The sequence below is a fragment of the Polaromonas sp. P4_F9 genome, from assembly GCF_056401235.1.
The window spans coordinates 1-17481 of the sequence record NZ_JBFUJT010000040.1; the positions used below are offsets into that span (position 1 = coordinate 1).

The window sequence follows — 17481 nt, forward strand, 5'->3', positions numbered from 1 at the left end:
TAGTTGGTTTGGGATAGCAAACTCTAGTCTAGTGCTCGGTGGATTTTGGTTTATGCGATCTCTAATGCATCAACGCACAAATGCGGCGCTTGGTTGGCAGTTTTTGCTGGATTTTGACCCGTTGTCACGACCGGGCGCGCTCGGCTCCTCGCGTGCACGATGTCAAGCACTGATTCTGATCAGCCGCGCTGGAAGTGGCCGAGCCTACACCCCGAACTAGACACACGCTGGGAATGACCGTCACAATCATGCCGAAACGCGCCAAAATCGTTTCGATGGTTTCTTACCGCGGGCCCTGACGAAACGAGAGTAAGCCTAGGCACCAGAAGGGCGCGATCAATTGCCGAAATCAAGCGACGCACCGACCTGGTAAGTAACGTCCCAACGGGGCGGCGATCGTGAGAGTCTCGTGGGTGCGATGATGCTGCAGCAAAACGACGAGTGGTCGCTGCAGCGGCGCCACATTCAGCTTCAAGGACTGCAGGCTCTCAACGATACTGCGCCGACACGGCTGCCTGCAGTGGCTCGACGAGTGATGTGCATCTCAGCTGATCCAAGCCGATGCTTTTGGCCCATCCGAGACGAACGGGGGGCCGCTTCGGGCGCAATCACAACTGCGTGAGCGGATCTCGATGACCGTTCTGGTCGATCGGCCGCCCTGACACTTCACGCTCGCTCGCAATCGCGCCCTGTGTGGCTCGCACCGTCGAGGCAAACCGATTCCGCCGGATGAGAATGCGCTCGAGATTTCGTGGCAGGATGTACTTGAATCCAATGTCCTTCCTTGCGGACGCGGTCCAAGACAGTACTCGTTGTGCATTGAGCAATACGTGTTGACATTTGCGTCCGAGCCAATCGACCCCGGATCCTCGGCTTACCGGTGTGACTTGCCCTCGTGAGTAGCAGGCTCTTGTTGGGGAGTGAGGCGCGCATACAGGTGCCGCAGCCAAAGCACCAGTTGCCTCGCCGAGAAAATGTTGGCGTTCGAAACGACAGCGCCACTCAGGCTACCGATGTTGGCGGGTCGCAGCGCGAGTGCGATTGCGCTCTTTCGCGACAGTGATGAAGATGCGCAGATCGGTGACGTCGAATCGCAAGGCTTGCGAATTTGCTGTGATGGGCGCTTGACCGATGCACTGGCCATCCCGCGAGCTGCAAACACTGCGGGACGACATTTAAGCTGCGCGCCCTGCGCGCAGCATCGCCAACAGGCGAYTCTGTTCGTTGCCCATGATGGACATGCCTTCGTCGACGCCCATGCCGGGCTTGGCTAGCATCATTTCCGCCTGGGTGGCTACAGCGATGTGGACGGAGACGCGTGCCGACAAATCCGTTTCGACGCAGCTGCCGCCCACGAACGCGCCGACRCCATGCGCCTTGCAAAGCAGGATCGCCTCGACGATGTCGGTGATGCTTCCAACGTCTGGCGTCTTGATCTGGATGACATGGGCGGCGCGGGACTTCGCAAACTTTTCGATGTCGGCGACTGTATTGCAGTGCTCGTCTACAACGATCCGGGCGGATGAGCCCATCCGCTCCAGGTGGCGCACGATTTCGGCGTAACGTTCCAGCTGCAACTCTGTCGATCCRTAATCCGCCGGCGCCTCGAGCTGCAGCTGGAAGGGCTTTAGACTGTCCGCGACTCGCGCGATGAAAGCGGCGATGTCGACAGGGGAAAGGCCGATTTCGAGGCCGACCCAGCCGTAGACGTCGAAGTGGAGGGTAGGGGCGTACTCCTCTCCCCCGAGTACCCGCACACGCTGGGCAACCCACCTTGCGAACTCCAAGAAGGTTTCCCCTTTGGGCCCGAACTTTTCACGCGAGTTGATGAGGCCGTGCGGGAGCACGTCGGCACGCCGAAGGATCATCTTATCGACGTTGATATGTCGCTGGTCTCCACTTTGCGCATACAGCGGCACGGGCTTCACGGAAACAGGCAGTTCGAACTCTCGGCAGATGATTTCCGCCATCGTGCAGCGGTGGGCATGCGCGGCCGCCTGCAGCAGGGCCTGGCTGACGCCATACGACACTGCCAACGGCAAGCGCGCGCCTTCGGACTTCAGGCTCGCCGCGCATGCATCCCGAAAGGWTGCGATCGCCAATCCTCTCAGGCGCGGCACGACGAGTCGCTGAGTCAACTCCATGATCGCACCGGTCTCGAACACCGGATCTCGCCCAGCCGCACCGGCGTACTGGACGCTCATCATGTCGCCCCAAACGACGACGCCGTCCGACAGGATCAAGCCGATGCTGAGCGCCTGGGCCGGGACGCGGATGCTCGAGAAACCAGGCGTCCGCGGCTTGCCCGCATAGGTGAAGCCGTCGCTGGCGACTCCTTCCCGGATGGCCAACTGGTCGTCGTAGAAGAACGCGCCGTGGGCCGGGACGAGAAGGACATCGGAAATGGTGAGGTTGTCGGGTTGCAACATCTACTTTCCCGTTTTGTTGATCAGTTTCAGATTTTGGAAGGCGCGGAAGCCCTGTTCACCGCCTTCATGGCCGTATCCGCTGTCGCCCGTACCCGTCAGGGGCGCATCGGGCGCGACGCCTTTCAGCATGTTGATGCTTACCGTGCCACCCGCGAGCCGTTGCGCGGCATCCAGCTGGATCTTTTCCGAAGCGGTGAACACGTAGGCAGCAAGGCCGTAGGARGTMSMGTTCGCCAGTTGRATTGCTTCGTCAACGGTATCAAATGGCGCGACCGCCAATATCGGACCGAAAGGTTCCTCCGACATCATCGCCGCGTCGCCCGGCACGTTGGTCAGCACCGTCGGCGGCCAGAAGTAGCCYTTGCGTTCGAGTGCGTGTCCTCCCAGCAGCAGGCACGCGCCCTTCTCGAGCGCATCCTCGACAAGCCGTTTCATGCGTGCRGGTCCCTGCGGCCCGATCATCGGGCCCATTTGTGCTGTGCGATCTTCTGCATCGCCAACACGGATATCTGCGGAGACTTTTACCAGCTCTTGAACGAACTCTGTGTACCGTGACCGTTGGACGAAGATCCGGCTGGGAGCATTGCAGCTCTGGCCCGCGTACTCGAACTTGTATTCGCAAATGTCGCGAACCGCGGTTGCGATGTCGGCGTCGTCGAAAACGAGCACCGGCGAATGCCCACCTAGCTCTAGAACACACCTTTGAAGGTTCTTGGCRGCAAGAGCCGCAAGTTCCTTGCCGACGCGCGTCGATCCCGTGAAGGTCACGACACGAACCTCCGGCGACGCCAGCAGGTGGGATGAGATCATGGGCGGCTCGCCAAGCAAGAGGGCAATCACGCCACGCGGCACGCCGGCCTCGTGCAAGGCCTCGATCATCGCCACAGCCGCCGCCGGGGCTTCTTCCGCAGCCTTCAAAATCACCGTGCACCCGGCCGCAAGGGCAGGTGCAAGCTTGCGCGCCGTCAGGACGGCGGGATAGTTCCACGGCGTGAATGCCGCAACGACCCCGGCCGGCTGGTAAAGCAGCGTCCGGCGATCGTCGATATCGACAGGCTTGCAGAGATTCTCGGCGTGCGTGGCACTCCACAAGAAAGTTTCCCGGGCACGCTCAAGCTCCCCTTTGGCCTCGGCCAAGGTCTTACCCTGCTCGCGCACCATCTGTTGTGCCGTTTGGGCGATCTTGCCGGCGAGGATCTCCGCGGCCCGCCACAGGATTTCGCCCCGTTTCGACGCATTTGACTGTGCCCACACCTGGCTTTCCCGGGTTGCCGCTGCAAGCGCCCGGTCAAGATCGGCGGGCCCCGCCACCGGGATCGTGGCAACTGCCGCTTCCGTCGAAGGGCTAACGACTTCCTTCGTGCCAAGTTGACCGTCTTGCCAGGTGCCGTCGATAAAGAGCCGATAGTTTCTCATTCTGTTCATACCCGGAGTTGTTCGCCAGCGCAAAGCTTCACAGCTGGCTCATGACGTGGCGGGTTGCGTCGGCCGCGATTGCCACCATTTCATCGACTTCCTGGACGCTCATCACCAGCGGCGGTGCAAAGCCCAGGATGTCTCCGTGAGGCATGGCCCGCACAATCAGGCTGCGGTCGCGAGCAGCCTGCGCGATGCGCGCTCCGACTTTCAGTGCAGGGTCAAAGCGTGTCTTCTTTGCCGGGTCAGCGACGAACTCGACGGCCGCCATCATGCCCACGCCGCGCACTTCTCCCACGATCGGGAACTCGCCAAATGCCTTGCGCAGCGACGCCTGGAAGTGCGCGCCGGTGCTCTTCGCCTGACCAGGAATGTCTTCGCGCTCGACGATATCCAGCACGGCGTTCGCCGCCGCCACGCCGAGCGTGTGGCCGGAGTAGGTGTAGCCGTGCGAGAACACGCCCACCTGCTCCGCACCCTTTTCCATGACTTCGTACATGCGCTCACCCACGATCGAGGCGGAGAGCGGAACATACGCGGAAGTGATACCTTTGGCGACCGTGATCAGGTCCGGCTCGATGCCGTACATGTCGCTGCCGAACATCGCACCGGTGCGACCGAACCCCGTGATGACTTCATCGGCGATCAGCAGCACGTCGTGCTTGCGCAGCACCTCTTGGATCGCTTTCCARTACCCCGCAGGCGGCGGCGTGATGCCGCCCGTGCCCAGCACCGGCTCGCCGATGAAGGCACCCACCGTCTCGGGTCCCTCGCGCACGATCAGCTCGTCGAGTTCGCGCGCCCGGCGCAGCGAGAACTGCTCTTCGGACTCGCCCGCGTCAGCACCCCAGTAATGGTGCGGTGCGCCCGTGTGCAGGATGCCACCAACCGGCAGATCCATGTGAGCGTGGTAAAAGCTCAGCCCCGTCATCGAGCCGGACACGATGGAATTGCCGTGGTAGCCGCGCTCGCGCGAGATGATCTTCTTCTTGGCCGGCAGGCCGCGCAGGTTGTTGTAGTACCACACGAGCTTGGCGTTCGTCTCGTTCGCATCGGAGCCGGACAGGCCGTAGAAGACCTTGCTCATCTTCCCCGGCGCCATGGTGACCAGGCGGTGGGACAGGCGCGCAAGTTGCTCGGTCGTCTGCCCTGCGTAGCTGTGGGCGAACGCGAGCTTGTGTGCTTGCCGGGAGATCGCCTCTGCGACCTCGGTGCGGCCGTAGCCGATATTGACGCAGTACAGGCCCGCGAAGCCGTCGAGGAATTCGCGGCCCGTAGCGTCGCGGATGCGCGATCCCTTGGCAGTCTCCATGACCGTCGACTCGGCAGTGCCGTGCGCGTAGGCGTGGAGGTTCGAAAACGGATGCAGCACACTCGCGCGGTCGAGGGCGATTACTTCATCCAGCAAGCTGGGGCGGAGGACGGTGGACATGGTTTTAGCTTTCTCGTGTTGCGGTGACAAGGCTATATTTCACGCCAGCGAGCGCCGGGACTTTCCGCAAAAACAGGCCCRCCCAGTGGCGAATGCTGCGTTTATCCCGCAATCACGCAGCTTTCAAGCAAGCAGTTTCCGTAAGCTCTTGGCGCTGATTTTGCTTGGACGCTTTGGGGTGGCTCCGATGACGCTGAGCATCGCAAACGTCGTCGCCAAAGATGCCTCATCAAACTTGCCGGCGAGTCGCGATGCCGCCCTCGCAGCTGATCTTCCTGCGAGACATGTGCGCGACCGCGCTTCTCGTGGCATTCGGTCTGATCCTGCGCGTGCCGTTTCGCGCGCACGCGCTTGCGAATGGCACGCGCCATCCTCGACACTTTGGCCACCGCAACTTACATGACCGCCATCGCGATGACGGGTCGTCTTGTTGATCGCGGTGGCACTGGCAAGCTGCACGTGCACCGTGCAGCTTGCCGGCCACGCCTTCAATGGGTGGCGATCGTCGCCGGGTTCGCCTGCTGGTCGCGTTTCGCTCAGCATACTTGTCTCTTGCGGGTACTTCCTGATGACTGTCGGCACTCAGGAAGGCGAGATCGGCGTGATCGCGCCGTTCAGAAGCCTGGGGGGCTGATCTCCTCCGCGCTTCTGGGTTATACGATCTGGGGCTACATGCCCAATTCCCTGGCATGGGTCGGCATGGCATTGATCGTCATCGCCGGGTTCCCGCTGGTTCGAGGTAGCGACGCGATTAAGGTTCGTTGTTACGCCGCAAGCGATGCATTCGAAGAGACGCTCGCCTTGCAAAGCGGCGCTTCCATCAGAGGCGATTCGCTGGCGTACGAGAAGTATGGCGCGTTGAACGCCGACCGCTCGAACGCGGGGCTGGTCTGCCATTCGTTCGCGTAGCCAGCTTCGGCCTTCGGCGCGGCCGCGCCAGGGACCAACACACCGCCGATCACAAGGTCCGCATCGAGTACGGCTTCCTCTATGCTCTGCGCGTTCGAATACACCGTGTTGATACGGAATTTTCACATCAGCTACGGAGTACGCTTTCGGGGGCAAGATCACTGGCGAGTTGAACGCCTTTCTACACTCACACAACCCGGTGCGACGCGCTACCGATCCAAAATAAATCCAGGTCAGCTACGCCTCCATTCGGCCCGGTGTGGACGGCCACTCTCAAACTCCTGCTGAGTAGCCTCCGGCGCGTTTAGCGCTTCACCCTCAGGCCACGCGGAACATTCGACAGACATTCCGCACCGCGCTCGGTTACTACAATTGATTCGGATAGCTCATAACCCCAGCCGTCCATCCACATGCCCAGGAGCACATGGAAAGTCATGTTGGGTTCGAGGATCGTGGTATCGCCGGGCCGCAGACTCATCGTCCTTTCGATCCAACTCGTGACCGGGTAGCCAACACCGATCGAATATCCGATCCGGCTCGCCTTGCTTAGGCCAAAGCGCGTGATGTGCGCGCGCCAGGCCGCCTCGACGTCCTCGCAGCGGGCGCCGGGCCGCACCGCCGCGAGCGCCACATCCATTCCATCGTCGACGATGTCTGCCAACTCAGAAAGACGCTTCGGCGGCTCGCCGAGGAAGATGGTGCGAGCCAGTGGTACGTTGTATCGCTCGTAGGCGCCAGCCAACTCAAGCACCGTCGTCTCGCCGACCTTGAACGGCGTATCCGACCAGGTCAAGTGGGGGACGGCTGTACCAGGCCCTGTCGGCATCAGCGGAGGTGCGGAAGGGTAAGTGCCTCCGGCGTCTTCCAGACCTATGATGCCGGTCGCGTAAATCTGCGCGGCGACGTCGCATTGACGAACCCCAGGTTCGATCATCTCGAGGGCCTTGGCCATGACGCGCTCGACGATCCGGCCCGCAATGCGCATGGTGTCGATCTCCGCGTCGGACTTGACGCCCCGGACCCAATTAACCAGGCGCTGCGCGTCAACGAACTTGACATCTGGCAGGCCGGCCATCAGCGCGTCGTGGGCACGGACTGTGTAAAAGTTGGAGTCGCGCTCGATCGCGAGCGTTCCCGCTGCTAGGCCTCGGTCTCGCATGACCCCGGCGATCCAGTCAAATGGGTGTCGGTCCACCGTGTCCACATGGTCTTCGGGATATCCGAAGACCTGCTCCTTTGTGAGATGCGTTGTCAGAGGCAGGGCAGAAGCATCTATCGACCGCGAGAAAAACACGACGTCGCCCGAAGAAGGGACAAGCAGACCCTGCGGCATAGATATGGTGTAGCAGTCGTAACCCGTGAGGTAGTTGATATTAGACGGGTCCGTGACCATAAGCATGTCCAAGCCTCGCTCCTGCATTCGCTTCCGCGTCTTAGCGAGTCGGGTCGCGTATTCCTCGGCACTGAAAGTTGGCGTAAACAACGGTTTCATATATGAAAATTCCTTTTTTAGGTTAATTCAACAGTAGCGCTATGTAAAATTTGTGATGCTTATTGCGCGAATGCTTCCAGCACTTGTCGATGCACCTGATGCGATCTCCATACGATCATCTCTTTCCAATCCGGCGCTTCAGGATAGAAATGCTGCTTGATCTTCGCGCGAAGCGATTGGCCGATCTCAGTGTTGATTTCCTCAGGATGGTGCAGAAACATCCAGATATCGCCGCGTAGCGCTTTGCGCGCGTTGTCGGTGCTGAAAGTACCGAACTCGCAGGCGATATAGATATGCTTATCTCCAAGAATGCGTTCCCAATACGCTGCTTGACATCCATTTATTACGACGGAAGAAGATGAGCCCAAGTCTGGCGAAGTGACGGAGGATCCGAAGATTTTCCGCGCACGTTCGTAACCGTCCAGGCCGGATGGTTGCTCGGCCTGCAATTCACCGTAGCCATAAGGTCCAAGACCCGTGTGATAGTCGATAATGACGACCTGCTCGCGGCTCGCCACGTCAAAATCGGCACCGATCTTCTCAAGAACGCGTCGCGCTTCACTCGGCCCGGCGCCTCCATAGAACATTCCGCCCGGGCAAGTGTATTGCCCGGATATTCGCGCCTCCATAAATTTCCGGTCGCCATGCTGCGCTCGATAGGCTGCAATAGCAGCCTCTGCGGGCCGCAGCCCTTCATCGGAGATGTCCTCCGGCACGAGATGGTTCGCCAACTCCTCGTAGCCGGGATTTTGTGGCACATCCTTGGCAAAATCGACGAAGTTGCGATTAAGGTCAATGCCTTCGGCCGTCATGTTGCGATCCCACGCAAAACCATAGCAGTTCAAAGCATGGACCATAAGCACCGCGCTGGAGGGCGGCAAAGACTCATGCAAACCGGCCTTTAGAAAGGCAAGTTGCGCCGCGGATCCGCAATACCCCTCGGCCCCATGCGTTCCCGATACAAGGACAAGGAGCCGGCGCGCATCTGCACTTCCGAAGTACGCTACGTCGGTAAATAGATCTTCACCTCCTGGGCCTTTCGCACTGCACGGATAGGTGGTGGCGTGTGGCGCTGCCGAAAGGAACTTTTCTCGAGCTTGGGAGTAAACATCTGAAAAGACTTCAGAGGAAAGTCGTTTAGCGATATCGAAGTCATCTGCATTCATCTCAAATACTATCTCCGTTTGAATTTGTGGAGGTTCCACACTGAAGTCCCCTCCTTCGGGGTGCTCGACCACAAACATGGCGAGCGGGCGGTTCGTTTTGCAAACGCCCATGAGAGGCACTGTTGAATAATAGTGCTGTATCAAAGCCGCGTTGCCGCGATCTGGCTGGTTACAAGATTGAAAATCTGCGTCTTGTGATTGGATCGCGCAGCTTTTCGCGGTGAGCGGCTGACTGTTCGCTCCGTCCTGGCCATTGCGGCCGTAGAAGATGGCCGCCGCTGATCGTGCAGTGACCGTAGTGCTGTGGTCGTGAGGGTGCTGCCGCCAAGGCGATCGGCCCGCTCAGTCGAAATCCGTCTGCTCGACGTGGAGAACCTGATGGGGCCGCGCCGCACGAGCGCACCCTTGACCAGCAGAACTACCGCAACGGCTATCGCGAGCGGACGCTGGAGACCCGGCTGTGGAGCCGGTTCTGTCGCAATAAGAGGTTCAGGCCAAGCGAAACCAACGTTGTCGGCGGGCTGATCAGAAAGCCAGGCTGTAGAACTGCTGTGCGGCGGGCGCGGTTTTACCATCAGGGCAATCGATCTCCCCCTTCTTGATCATGTGCATGGTTTCGATACCGGCGGCGATGGCCCTCGTACTCCAAAATAACTTGAAGCCAAGCATGGGTTGGGTGACGCGTTTGATCTCCCGGGCGACGCGATCGAGCATAAGGGCCGCCTTCTGTTGCGACTGCTCGCGCGCTCGTCCCAGCACCTTGGTTTGAGCAAGGCAGATGTTCTCGACCAATAACAAGTGCGGGAAGAGCTCAAAGTGCTGAAAAACCATACCAACCTTGGATCTGATGCATGGCAGATTCAGAGCTTTGTTCTTTGAGGTCGGTCACGCATTCTCCACTGAAACGAATGCTGCCTTTCTGAACGGCTTCGAGCCCATTGACAGTTTTGATCAGCGCGGATTTTCCGGATCCCGAAGGACCGCACACCACCACTACGTAACTTTTGTCAAGACGAGTGTGCAGTCGCTCAGGACCTGGAAGCTGCCGTACCACTTTGAAACATTCTCAATTTCAATCATCGACATGTGGATTCCTTATTTAGAGATTCGAGTACTTGAGATGCAATCAAGAGAGGATCTTCGAGGACGAAAGGCGCGCGATCGCTAGCAGGTATCCGTGCAGACAAAGGGCGATCGGTGTGCAGTCATTGATCGCAAGATGCGATAGCCGCATCGATCGAATCAGCCAATCGATCCACGATCATGGTCAACTCGTTCTCGGTGGCGATGAACGGCGGCGCTAGCATGACGTGATCGCCGAATTTCCCGTCCACGGTCCCGCCAGCCGGGTAGCAGGCGAGACCGCGCGCCATCGCTTCCTTCTTGATGCGTGCGTTCAAAGAAAACTTGGGATCGAAAGGCGTTTTCTCTTGCCGGTCTTTGACGAGTTCAATGCCCATGAATAAGCCCCGTCCTCGCACGTCGCCGATGAACTCATGGTTGTCGAATTTCGTGGCTAACAGATTTGCGAGGAACTGGCCACGGGATCGCACTTGCTCAAGAAGGTTGTCGCGCTGAATGACCTGCTGGACGGCGAGTGCTGCAGCGCAAGCGGTTGCATGCGCGAGGTAGGTATGCCCGTGGTGAAAGAAGCCGGTGCCCTTGCTCATTACGTCCACGATGTGCCGACCTGCCAAGACAGCGCCGATGGGTTGATACCCACCTCCCAAGCCCTTCGCGATTGTTTGGATATCGGGCGCAATCCCGCCCTCTTGCTCCCATGCGTGCATCAAGCCAGTGCGACCCATGCCACACATGACCTCGTCCAGTATCAGCAAGACGCCATACCGGTCGCACACCTCGCGCACGCCGGCTAGATAGCCGGGGACAGGAGTGATCACACCGGCGGTCGCGCCGCCCACGGTCTCAGCCACAAATGCGATCACCGAATCGGGCTCTTGAGCCAGGATGGCATTCTCCAGTTCCTTGGCGAGCCGCTGTCCGTACTGGACTTCGCTCTCGCTCGGCTGCTTCTCCCGGTACGCATAGCAAGGCGAGACGTGGGTGACATCAATGAGCAAGGGCTCGAACTGGGCGCGTCGCCATTTGTTGCCACCGACCGCCAGCGCGCCAAGGGTATTGCCGTGGTAACTCTGTCGACGCGCGATGAAGCGTTTGCGTTGCGGTTGGCCGATTTCGATAAAGTATTGGCGGGCCATCTTCAGCGCGGTCTCGACGGCTTCGGATCCGCCACTGACAAAGTAGACGTGGCTGAAGTCCGCAGCAGCCGGAGCGGTGCGAATGAGCTGGTGGGCCAGTTCTTCCGCAACTTCGGTGCTGAAAAACGCTGTGTGGGCATAGGCGAGCTTGTCGACCTGAGCATGGATTGCTGCGATGACATCAGAGTGCCCATGCCCGAGGCAGGACACTGCCGCGCCGCCGGACGCATCGATGTATTCCTTGCCCGATGCGTCGCGGATATAGACGCCCTTGCCGCTGACCGCGATCGGATACTGATGATGGAGATGACGGTGAAAAATATGAGTTGCGTTGCCCATTGAAAGTCTTCCTGTTTTCATGCCACGTTGTCGCTTGCAGTGCGGCGCATAACTGCTTCTTGCCCTCGACCGCACCACTCAGATCGTGTTGTGGCCGAACTGGCAGCGATGTGAACTATGAAGCTCAGATGTCTCTTGCGGTTGCCGGGCAGCGTTTGCTTGCCATGCATCCCCGACTGACTGCCTCCGTTGCCCATCGTTTGGCAGCAAGTGGGCAGCGGCAAAATTAAACATTTGTTCGATTTGCGATAATAATACTTCATATGTTTACCAATTGCAATATTTGAACCAAGTGTTTTATGCAAGTGGAAACCCTTGTATATTTGGAATGGATGGCGCGTCCTTCCAATGAGATCAGTTGGCTAGTCGTGAAAATGGGTGGTATCGTCGATCTCTTTACGGGAACGCTTTTGGTGCCACCCTACGCCTCGGATGGAGCAGTTGTTCAATGCATTACACCAATCGCGTGCATCAAGGCCTTGTCGGCGCCTACTTCGCCGGTATCCTGAATGGACCTTACACAGATGACAAAAGAAGAACTTGAGGCGCTAATCGAAGGACGATTCGCCGCAATGCCACCAAAGATCAAGGTGGCTGCCCGCTATGCGCTCGATTCGCCGAAGGAGATCGCGCTGCAGTCCATGCGGTCGGTGGCAGGCAGCGCCGGCCTGCAACCGGCCTCGATGCTGCGACTCGCGCGGGATCTGGGATTTGAAAACTACGAGGCCTTCAAGGCTGTCTACATTGACTGGCTGACCAGCCAAGATTCGGGCCTCATCAGCCGCACCATCCAGTTGCGAAGCCGCTCGAGGAACGAAGGTGCAGGAAAGTCGCTGGCTGATTTCCTGCACACGGAATTGGTCAACCTCGACAGGACGCTTAACTCGGAGAACGAGCGGTCCTGGATCAACGCACAACAAGCGCTTTCCAAAGCAACGAACATCTACATTCTTGGTGTTCGCAGCTTGTTCTCTGCGGCCTTTTACCTCCACTACGTCTTGTCTTCATTCCGAAGAGGCGTGACGCTGGTGCACGGCACGGGTGGAACGGTCGCAGACGAGTTACGTCGCATTGACAAGAAAGATGTCCTTGTGTGCTTCACGTCATCGCCGTATACAGTGATAAGCGTGCTGGCGACCGCGTTCGCAGTCGAGCGCGGCGCGACACTGATCGCCGTCTCGGACAGTACGGTTTCACCTGTTGCCTCTAAGGCAGCCATCACGATATTGGCCCCCAACAGCAATCTTTCCGTATTTCCCTCTGTGGTACCGCATATGGCGGTTGCGCACACCCTTGCGCAACTGATGGTCAGCAGCGGCGGCGAGGATACGCTCACGGAGGTGACCAACAGCGAAGCGCAGTTGCAGCAGTTCGGTGTCTATACACGCTGAGTCACAGACATATCGGAAACGCGACGCCGAACTACTCACGCCAGGTGAGGCCGCCATCTTAGAGTTCACCTTGCACCCAATTTCCGCCCGGCTTCCAGCGGGTTACAGATTAAGAGCGTGCCTCGCCGGCAGCGAAAGTTCCACATTCGCCAATGTGCCCGCTGATGGGCTGCCGCCGTTACTCAAGTTTCATCGTGGGCCTGGCGGTTGTTGCATCGATTTGCCGATTGTAGAATCCTGAGGTCTTTAGCCCGCCGGGGGCCTCCAAAGCAAGTTAGATCGACAGGCATGTCCCCCATCGGTCTGTGATACTGCCGCGCTGGCCAGACTCTTCAATTTCGCCCGCTCAGCCAGTGAGCCTCATCACGACTGCAACGATGGGCAGGTGCGTCTGAGGCGCTCGGCCAGGCCCTCTACCAGGATCTGGTCGCGGCCAATTGCAGTGCGGCTGATCAAATCAGCGCTTGACAGCGCACGCAGATCTCGTCGCACTGATGGGCAGGGCATCAGTGGACCTCGCCGCGCGGCGCGGGGGCGCGCAGCGAACGCCGCGAAATTCTCCAAGGCGCAAGCTGGGTGCCGAGCCTGCGATAAAGCGATCGTCACGCATGCGGGATACGCCATGCAACGGAGTAGCACGTGAGGCGCGAAGCATTTGATTCCCCCACTTGGCACCTGTCAGTCGCCAGCTGATCCTGTGCCTTTATCGCGAAATAGGTCCTTTTGCCGGTCCAAGGCGAACTCAGCGCGGGACGGCGATCCACGATCGCTGAATTGCATCGCACTCGCCTTGTCGCACGCAGCATTTCGCTAATGGAGCCCCCAATGTTGTAGAAAATGAGCGCGGAAGAGCCGCTACGATCGTCGTCTGCCTCGCACTGATCATGGAGCTCCACTAAGAGTGAAGAGTGCGAATCCGAGGTCGATAGTGCCAACTGACCGTTGACCTTTGTGCAAGCGAACGAATACAAAGAAAGTTTCCCCCATGCCAGCACGTTTGCACTCACTTTGAGGGGACTCCTTGAGCTGCACACCACATACGGGCGTAGCGTCGGGTAATTTTGAGCTGACGCCAATCAATTTCGCCCGCGGATGCGGAACACTAGAAAACCGAAATCAGAGGTACGTTAAACGTGAAAATTCTTTGCTCGTGGCACGCAACGGACGATGAAATTGCGTACATCGGAAATGCAATGCCGAGTGGCGCAGAAGTAATGGCAACAAGAGGAAGGTACTTGTCCCGATTTGAGTGCACATACTCGGACATAGAACGCCACGCAGTCGATGCCGATGCCGATGCCGATGCCGATGCGATCATCGGATGGTCACTTCCCAAAGGCATACCGGAAATTGCCGCGAATCTAAAGATTTTGTCCTGGTTGCACTCTGGCGTCGACGATCAGCCTTATCCAACGAGGTATGAGCCTGAAGCGGTGTCCGTGATAGGTATGAGCCTGAACTGCGGGCTTGGGTCGATCATTCCCCACATGGCGATCGACATGGACGAGACCCGTCTGCAAACAATTTCCCAACTTCAGGCCTTCTTGGGCGCCACAGCAGAGGTGCGCTTTCGTGTTCCCGACACGAATGAGGTCCGCTACGCTCACATTGTTTCTGTGGCCCAGCGCTTTGGCTACGGCCGCCTGAATCGACCCGACAAGGGTGTGCTGCTGCGCTACTTGATCGCCACCTGCGGCTACGGCCGCGCCCAACTGACCCGACTGCTGGCACGCGTTGTGGATGGCCAAAGTCTGCACAAGCGCTACCGTGCTCCAGCCCATGCGTTTGCGCGTCGCTATACCCCGGCTTATGCCCTGCTGCTGGCCGAGGTGGATCGTGCCCACGGCACGATGTCCGGTCCGGCCACCGTGAATTTGCTCAGACGTGCTTTGCACGTGCATGGGGACATACGCTTTGAGCGTCTGGCCAACCTATCGGTGTCGCACCTGTACAACCTGCGCCACAGCGTGACCTACCAGAATCAGCGCGTGAGTTTTACCAAGACGCGCCCCGTGGTCAATGCGATTGGCATTCGTCGCGCCCCACGTCCTGAAGGCAGATTCGCATCGACTCCGTTCACCAGGGGGATATGGACGGCACCAAGGGGGTCTATCACATCAACGCGGTCGATATCGTCACCCAGTGGGAGGTCGTGGCTACCTGCGAGCGCATCAACGACGCCTATCTGTTGCCGGTGCTCAAAGACCTCACTAACCAGTTCCCGTTCGAGATTCTGGGCTTTCACTCCGACAACGGCAGCGAGTACATCAACCGCACGGTGGCCACGCTGCTGGAGAAGATGCGGGTGGAGAAAACCAAGTCACGCTCACGGCATTCCAACGACAACGTCCTGGCCGAAAGCAAGAACGGCTCTGTGGTCAGAAAGATCTTTGGCTACAGCCACATCCCGCAGCGCTTTGCCGCTCACATCAACGTGTTCTGCCGCGAGCATCTCAACCCTTATGTCACCCACGCTGATTAAAGAAGCTTCTGAGCGTATAGCTTGTGACCTCCACACACCTCGATAGGAATGCCACTGCGACGCTTAGCTTCGCAACTCTCGTCCAAGAGATACAGGGTCGTGTGGCAAGCATTGCTATGTTCACTAAGGAATTGAACGTCGACAAAAGGCGCCACGATCCGACTTGGCTGGATGATCGGTTGACGCGCATACATCGCACCGCGGCCGAAATGCAACGCATCATAGATGCAGTCAAGCGGCTCGAGGACGACTCTCTGCCCCACCGGATGCTGATTGATCTGAACGCGCTTTCGGCGCGAGTCCTGCAGGGACATATGGAGCGGATGCCCGGCTTTGGACGCGCAAAGATACGGATCCAGTCGACAATCCAGGTGGTGGGTGACATTGAGGAAATCGAGATTGTCTTGGACAACCTCATCGGCAACGCACTGAAATTCTCATCGCGTCGTGAAATCCCGGAGGTACGTGTGACAGCCACGACCGAGTTGGATCGCATCGTTGTGCACGTTAGTGACAACGGGGTAGGTATCGCCTCAGAGGACGCTGCGCGGATCTTTCAGCCGTTCACAAGATGCCATACCGGCTTCGAGGGTTCGGGCATGGGATTGGCAGTTGCCCATCGCATCGTGGAGCGCCATGGAGGGCGTATTTGGGCAACAGGAGAGATTGGTCGCGGCACCACTATTTCTTTCAGCATTTAGCTGGACATACTTCAGATGAAAAATATCCGTACTATTCGCACTCAAAGCGCGCAAAGTAGAAGGAATTTAGTCGAGCTATGTGGGCGAGTTGCCGCTCCATCATCGGGAGCAACTGGCTATGTTGACCCATGCACGCATCTGGGGAGGCGCCAGCGGATTGCGCAACTCATGCGCGAGCAGGGCCAGAAACTGGCCGCGCCCTTCGCCATCACGTAACGCCTCGTCGGATTTCATGTTGATCACTTCCATGGTGAACACCTCTTTGATCATCAAACTTCAGACAAAGCGTCTTATCCACTCACAACTGCGTTGCCATCCGTGTGCATGACGCTCCATCCCTCCGAAGTCGCGTCAACTCAAGACGTGCTGGCCGGACGAATGCGCTTATACGCGATCTGCACCGAGCCGCAACCTTGTCCTCGTGGTCGGCGCGATACTGGATGCGCTTTCGCCACAATTTCTAGTCAAAGCTAGTTCCGTGCTCGAGCCCTATCGGCCAACGCGCAGCTGTCGAGATTGATGCCATCCGTCTGCCTGTGCATGACTGCACGAGCCTTGCGGAACAGCGCCCAGATCAGGCCGATCGGCCCGCGCTGGTACCAACGGCGCATGCCGGTTTGCCTGAAAGACAGCCCAAATCCTTGCGAAATGCGGTCTATGACGATGGCGAGCAACACGATCCCGAGACCGCCTTTGACCGCAGTACTTATATCGAGTTGCCCGATCCCGCGAAGCACCGTTTGGCCTAGACCGGCAACGGAGATCATCGCTCCCACGACGGCCATCGACAGCGCGAGCATCACTGTCTGGTTCACGCCAGCCATGATCGTTGGACGTGCGAGGGGAATTTGAATCCTGAAAAGAGTTTTCCAAGTCGGGCTGCCAAATGCCGCTGCCGCTTCAACAACGTCCGGACGAACTTGACGAATACCCAAGCTCGTCAGGCGAATCACAGGAGAAATAGCATAAACCATCGTCACAAGCACGCCAGGCACGTTGCCGATGCCGAACAGCATCACAACCGGGACGAGGTACACAAAGGATGGGATGCTTTGCATGAAGTCGAGGACGTAGCGCAGGAATCGGTCGAACGTGTCATTGAGGCCTGCGGCCATGCCAATGGGGATGCCCAATACGCAGCAGAACGTGATCGCTGTGAGCACCACGGAGAGAGTATCCATTGCCTCTGGCCATACTCCGATCGCTCCAATGAGCATAAGACAACTTGCCACAAGGCCTGCTGCCTGTCCGCTGGCAAATTGCCAACACAGAAGGGTCAAGACGGTGATGATGACCAGCGGAGGCGTCGTTCCGAAGGTGGATTGAATTGCGATCAATATTGTCTGGATGGGCATCTTGATCTGCTGGAAAACACCACGGAAGTCGGTGACCAGCCAGTTCACGAGCATTTGGATCCAGTCTCCGATCGGAAGATTGATGTACTGGAACGGGTCGATGAAAAGGTTTTGCATGGTGGGGTGATCCGTGATGGGTGGGTTGCGGCT

13 protein-coding genes and 2 pseudogenes are annotated in these 17481 nt (G+C 58.5%); 5 read left to right on the forward strand and 10 right to left on the reverse strand.

Features of this window, described 5'->3' with window-relative positions:
* Positions 1–1175: 1175 nt before the first annotated feature.
* Genes AC1DUB_RS24660 through AC1DUB_RS24670 form a run of 3 tightly spaced genes read right to left on the reverse strand, consistent with a single transcriptional unit; the run spans position 1176 to position 5277 of the window.
* A complete protein-coding gene (locus AC1DUB_RS24660; RefSeq protein ID WP_477731787.1) occupies positions 1176–2429 on the reverse strand; it encodes a methylaspartate ammonia-lyase in 1254 nt (417 codons plus the stop codon).
* Entirely contained in the window at positions 2430–3854 is a 1425-nt protein-coding gene (locus AC1DUB_RS24665; protein WP_477731788.1) for an aldehyde dehydrogenase family protein, read from the reverse strand.
* Between the two features lie 28 nt (positions 3855–3882).
* On the reverse strand, positions 3883–5277 hold the full coding sequence (locus tag AC1DUB_RS24670; protein ID WP_477731789.1) for an aminotransferase: 1395 nt from the start codon (positions 5275–5277) through the stop codon (positions 3883–3885).
* Between the two features lie 357 nt (positions 5278–5634).
* Here AC1DUB_RS24670 and AC1DUB_RS24675 point away from each other — a divergent pair, with 357 nt between their 5' ends.
* The gene (locus AC1DUB_RS24675) at positions 5635–6186 is read left to right on the forward strand and encodes a hypothetical protein (protein WP_477731790.1); all 552 of its coding nucleotides are present in this window, start codon (positions 5635–5637) and stop codon (positions 6184–6186) included.
* Between the two features lie 11 nt (positions 6187–6197).
* Here the strand turns inward: AC1DUB_RS24675 and AC1DUB_RS24680 are convergent.
* From AC1DUB_RS24680 to AC1DUB_RS24700, 5 genes and pseudogenes are all read right to left on the reverse strand, one after another.
* Positions 6198–6302: pseudogene (locus AC1DUB_RS24680) on the reverse strand (alanine dehydrogenase); the annotation flags it as partial.
* Between the two features lie 188 nt (positions 6303–6490).
* On the reverse strand, positions 6491–7678 hold the full coding sequence (locus AC1DUB_RS24685) for a M24 family metallopeptidase (RefSeq protein WP_477731791.1): 1188 nt from the start codon (positions 7676–7678) through the stop codon (positions 6491–6493).
* Positions 7679–7737: 59 nt separating this feature from the next.
* On the reverse strand, positions 7738–8955 hold the full coding sequence (locus tag AC1DUB_RS24690; RefSeq protein WP_477731792.1) for a DUF2817 domain-containing protein: 1218 nt from the start codon (positions 8953–8955) through the stop codon (positions 7738–7740).
* Between the two features lie 414 nt (positions 8956–9369).
* Positions 9370–9924 (reverse strand): annotated as a pseudogene (locus AC1DUB_RS24695) (ATP-binding cassette domain-containing protein).
* A 125-nt stretch (positions 9925–10049) separates the two neighbouring features.
* On the reverse strand, positions 10050–11402 hold the full coding sequence (locus AC1DUB_RS24700; protein ID WP_477731793.1) for an aspartate aminotransferase family protein: 1353 nt from the start codon (positions 11400–11402) through the stop codon (positions 10050–10052).
* 524 nt (positions 11403–11926) lie between these two features.
* On the opposite strand from AC1DUB_RS24700, the gene AC1DUB_RS24705 reads away from it, so the two are divergent.
* The 4 genes from AC1DUB_RS24705 (at position 11927) to AC1DUB_RS24720 (ending at position 15976) form a co-directional block, all read left to right on the forward strand.
* Positions 11927–12793 carry a MurR/RpiR family transcriptional regulator gene (locus tag AC1DUB_RS24705; protein WP_477731794.1) on the forward strand — a complete coding sequence of 289 codons (867 nt, stop codon included), beginning with the start codon at positions 11927–11929 and terminating at the stop codon, positions 12791–12793.
* Positions 12777–13034 (forward strand): CocE/NonD family hydrolase C-terminal non-catalytic domain-containing protein, encoded by a 258-nt coding sequence (locus tag AC1DUB_RS24710; RefSeq protein ID WP_477731795.1) that lies wholly within the window; start codon positions 12777–12779, stop codon positions 13032–13034. Before AC1DUB_RS24705 ends, AC1DUB_RS24710 begins: the two co-directional genes overlap by 17 nt.
* A 1848-nt stretch (positions 13035–14882) precedes the next feature.
* Entirely contained in the window at positions 14883–15275 is a 393-nt protein-coding gene (locus AC1DUB_RS24715; protein WP_477731796.1) for a hypothetical protein, read from the forward strand.
* A 116-nt stretch (positions 15276–15391) separates the two neighbouring features.
* Entirely contained in the window at positions 15392–15976 is a 585-nt protein-coding gene (locus tag AC1DUB_RS24720) for a sensor histidine kinase (protein WP_477731797.1), read from the forward strand.
* A 99-nt stretch (positions 15977–16075) separates the two neighbouring features.
* Here AC1DUB_RS24720 and AC1DUB_RS24725 read toward each other — a convergent pair whose 3' ends face one another.
* Together AC1DUB_RS24725 and AC1DUB_RS24730 are read right to left on the reverse strand one after the other, a co-directional pair.
* Positions 16076–16225, reverse strand: coding sequence for a hypothetical protein (locus AC1DUB_RS24725; RefSeq protein ID WP_477731824.1), 150 nt, complete (start codon positions 16223–16225; stop codon positions 16076–16078).
* Between the two features lie 221 nt (positions 16226–16446).
* Positions 16447–17448, reverse strand: a complete 1002-nt coding sequence (locus AC1DUB_RS24730; protein WP_477731798.1) for an ABC transporter permease — start codon at positions 17446–17448, stop codon at positions 16447–16449.
* Between the last annotated feature and the right edge of the window lie 33 nt (positions 17449–17481).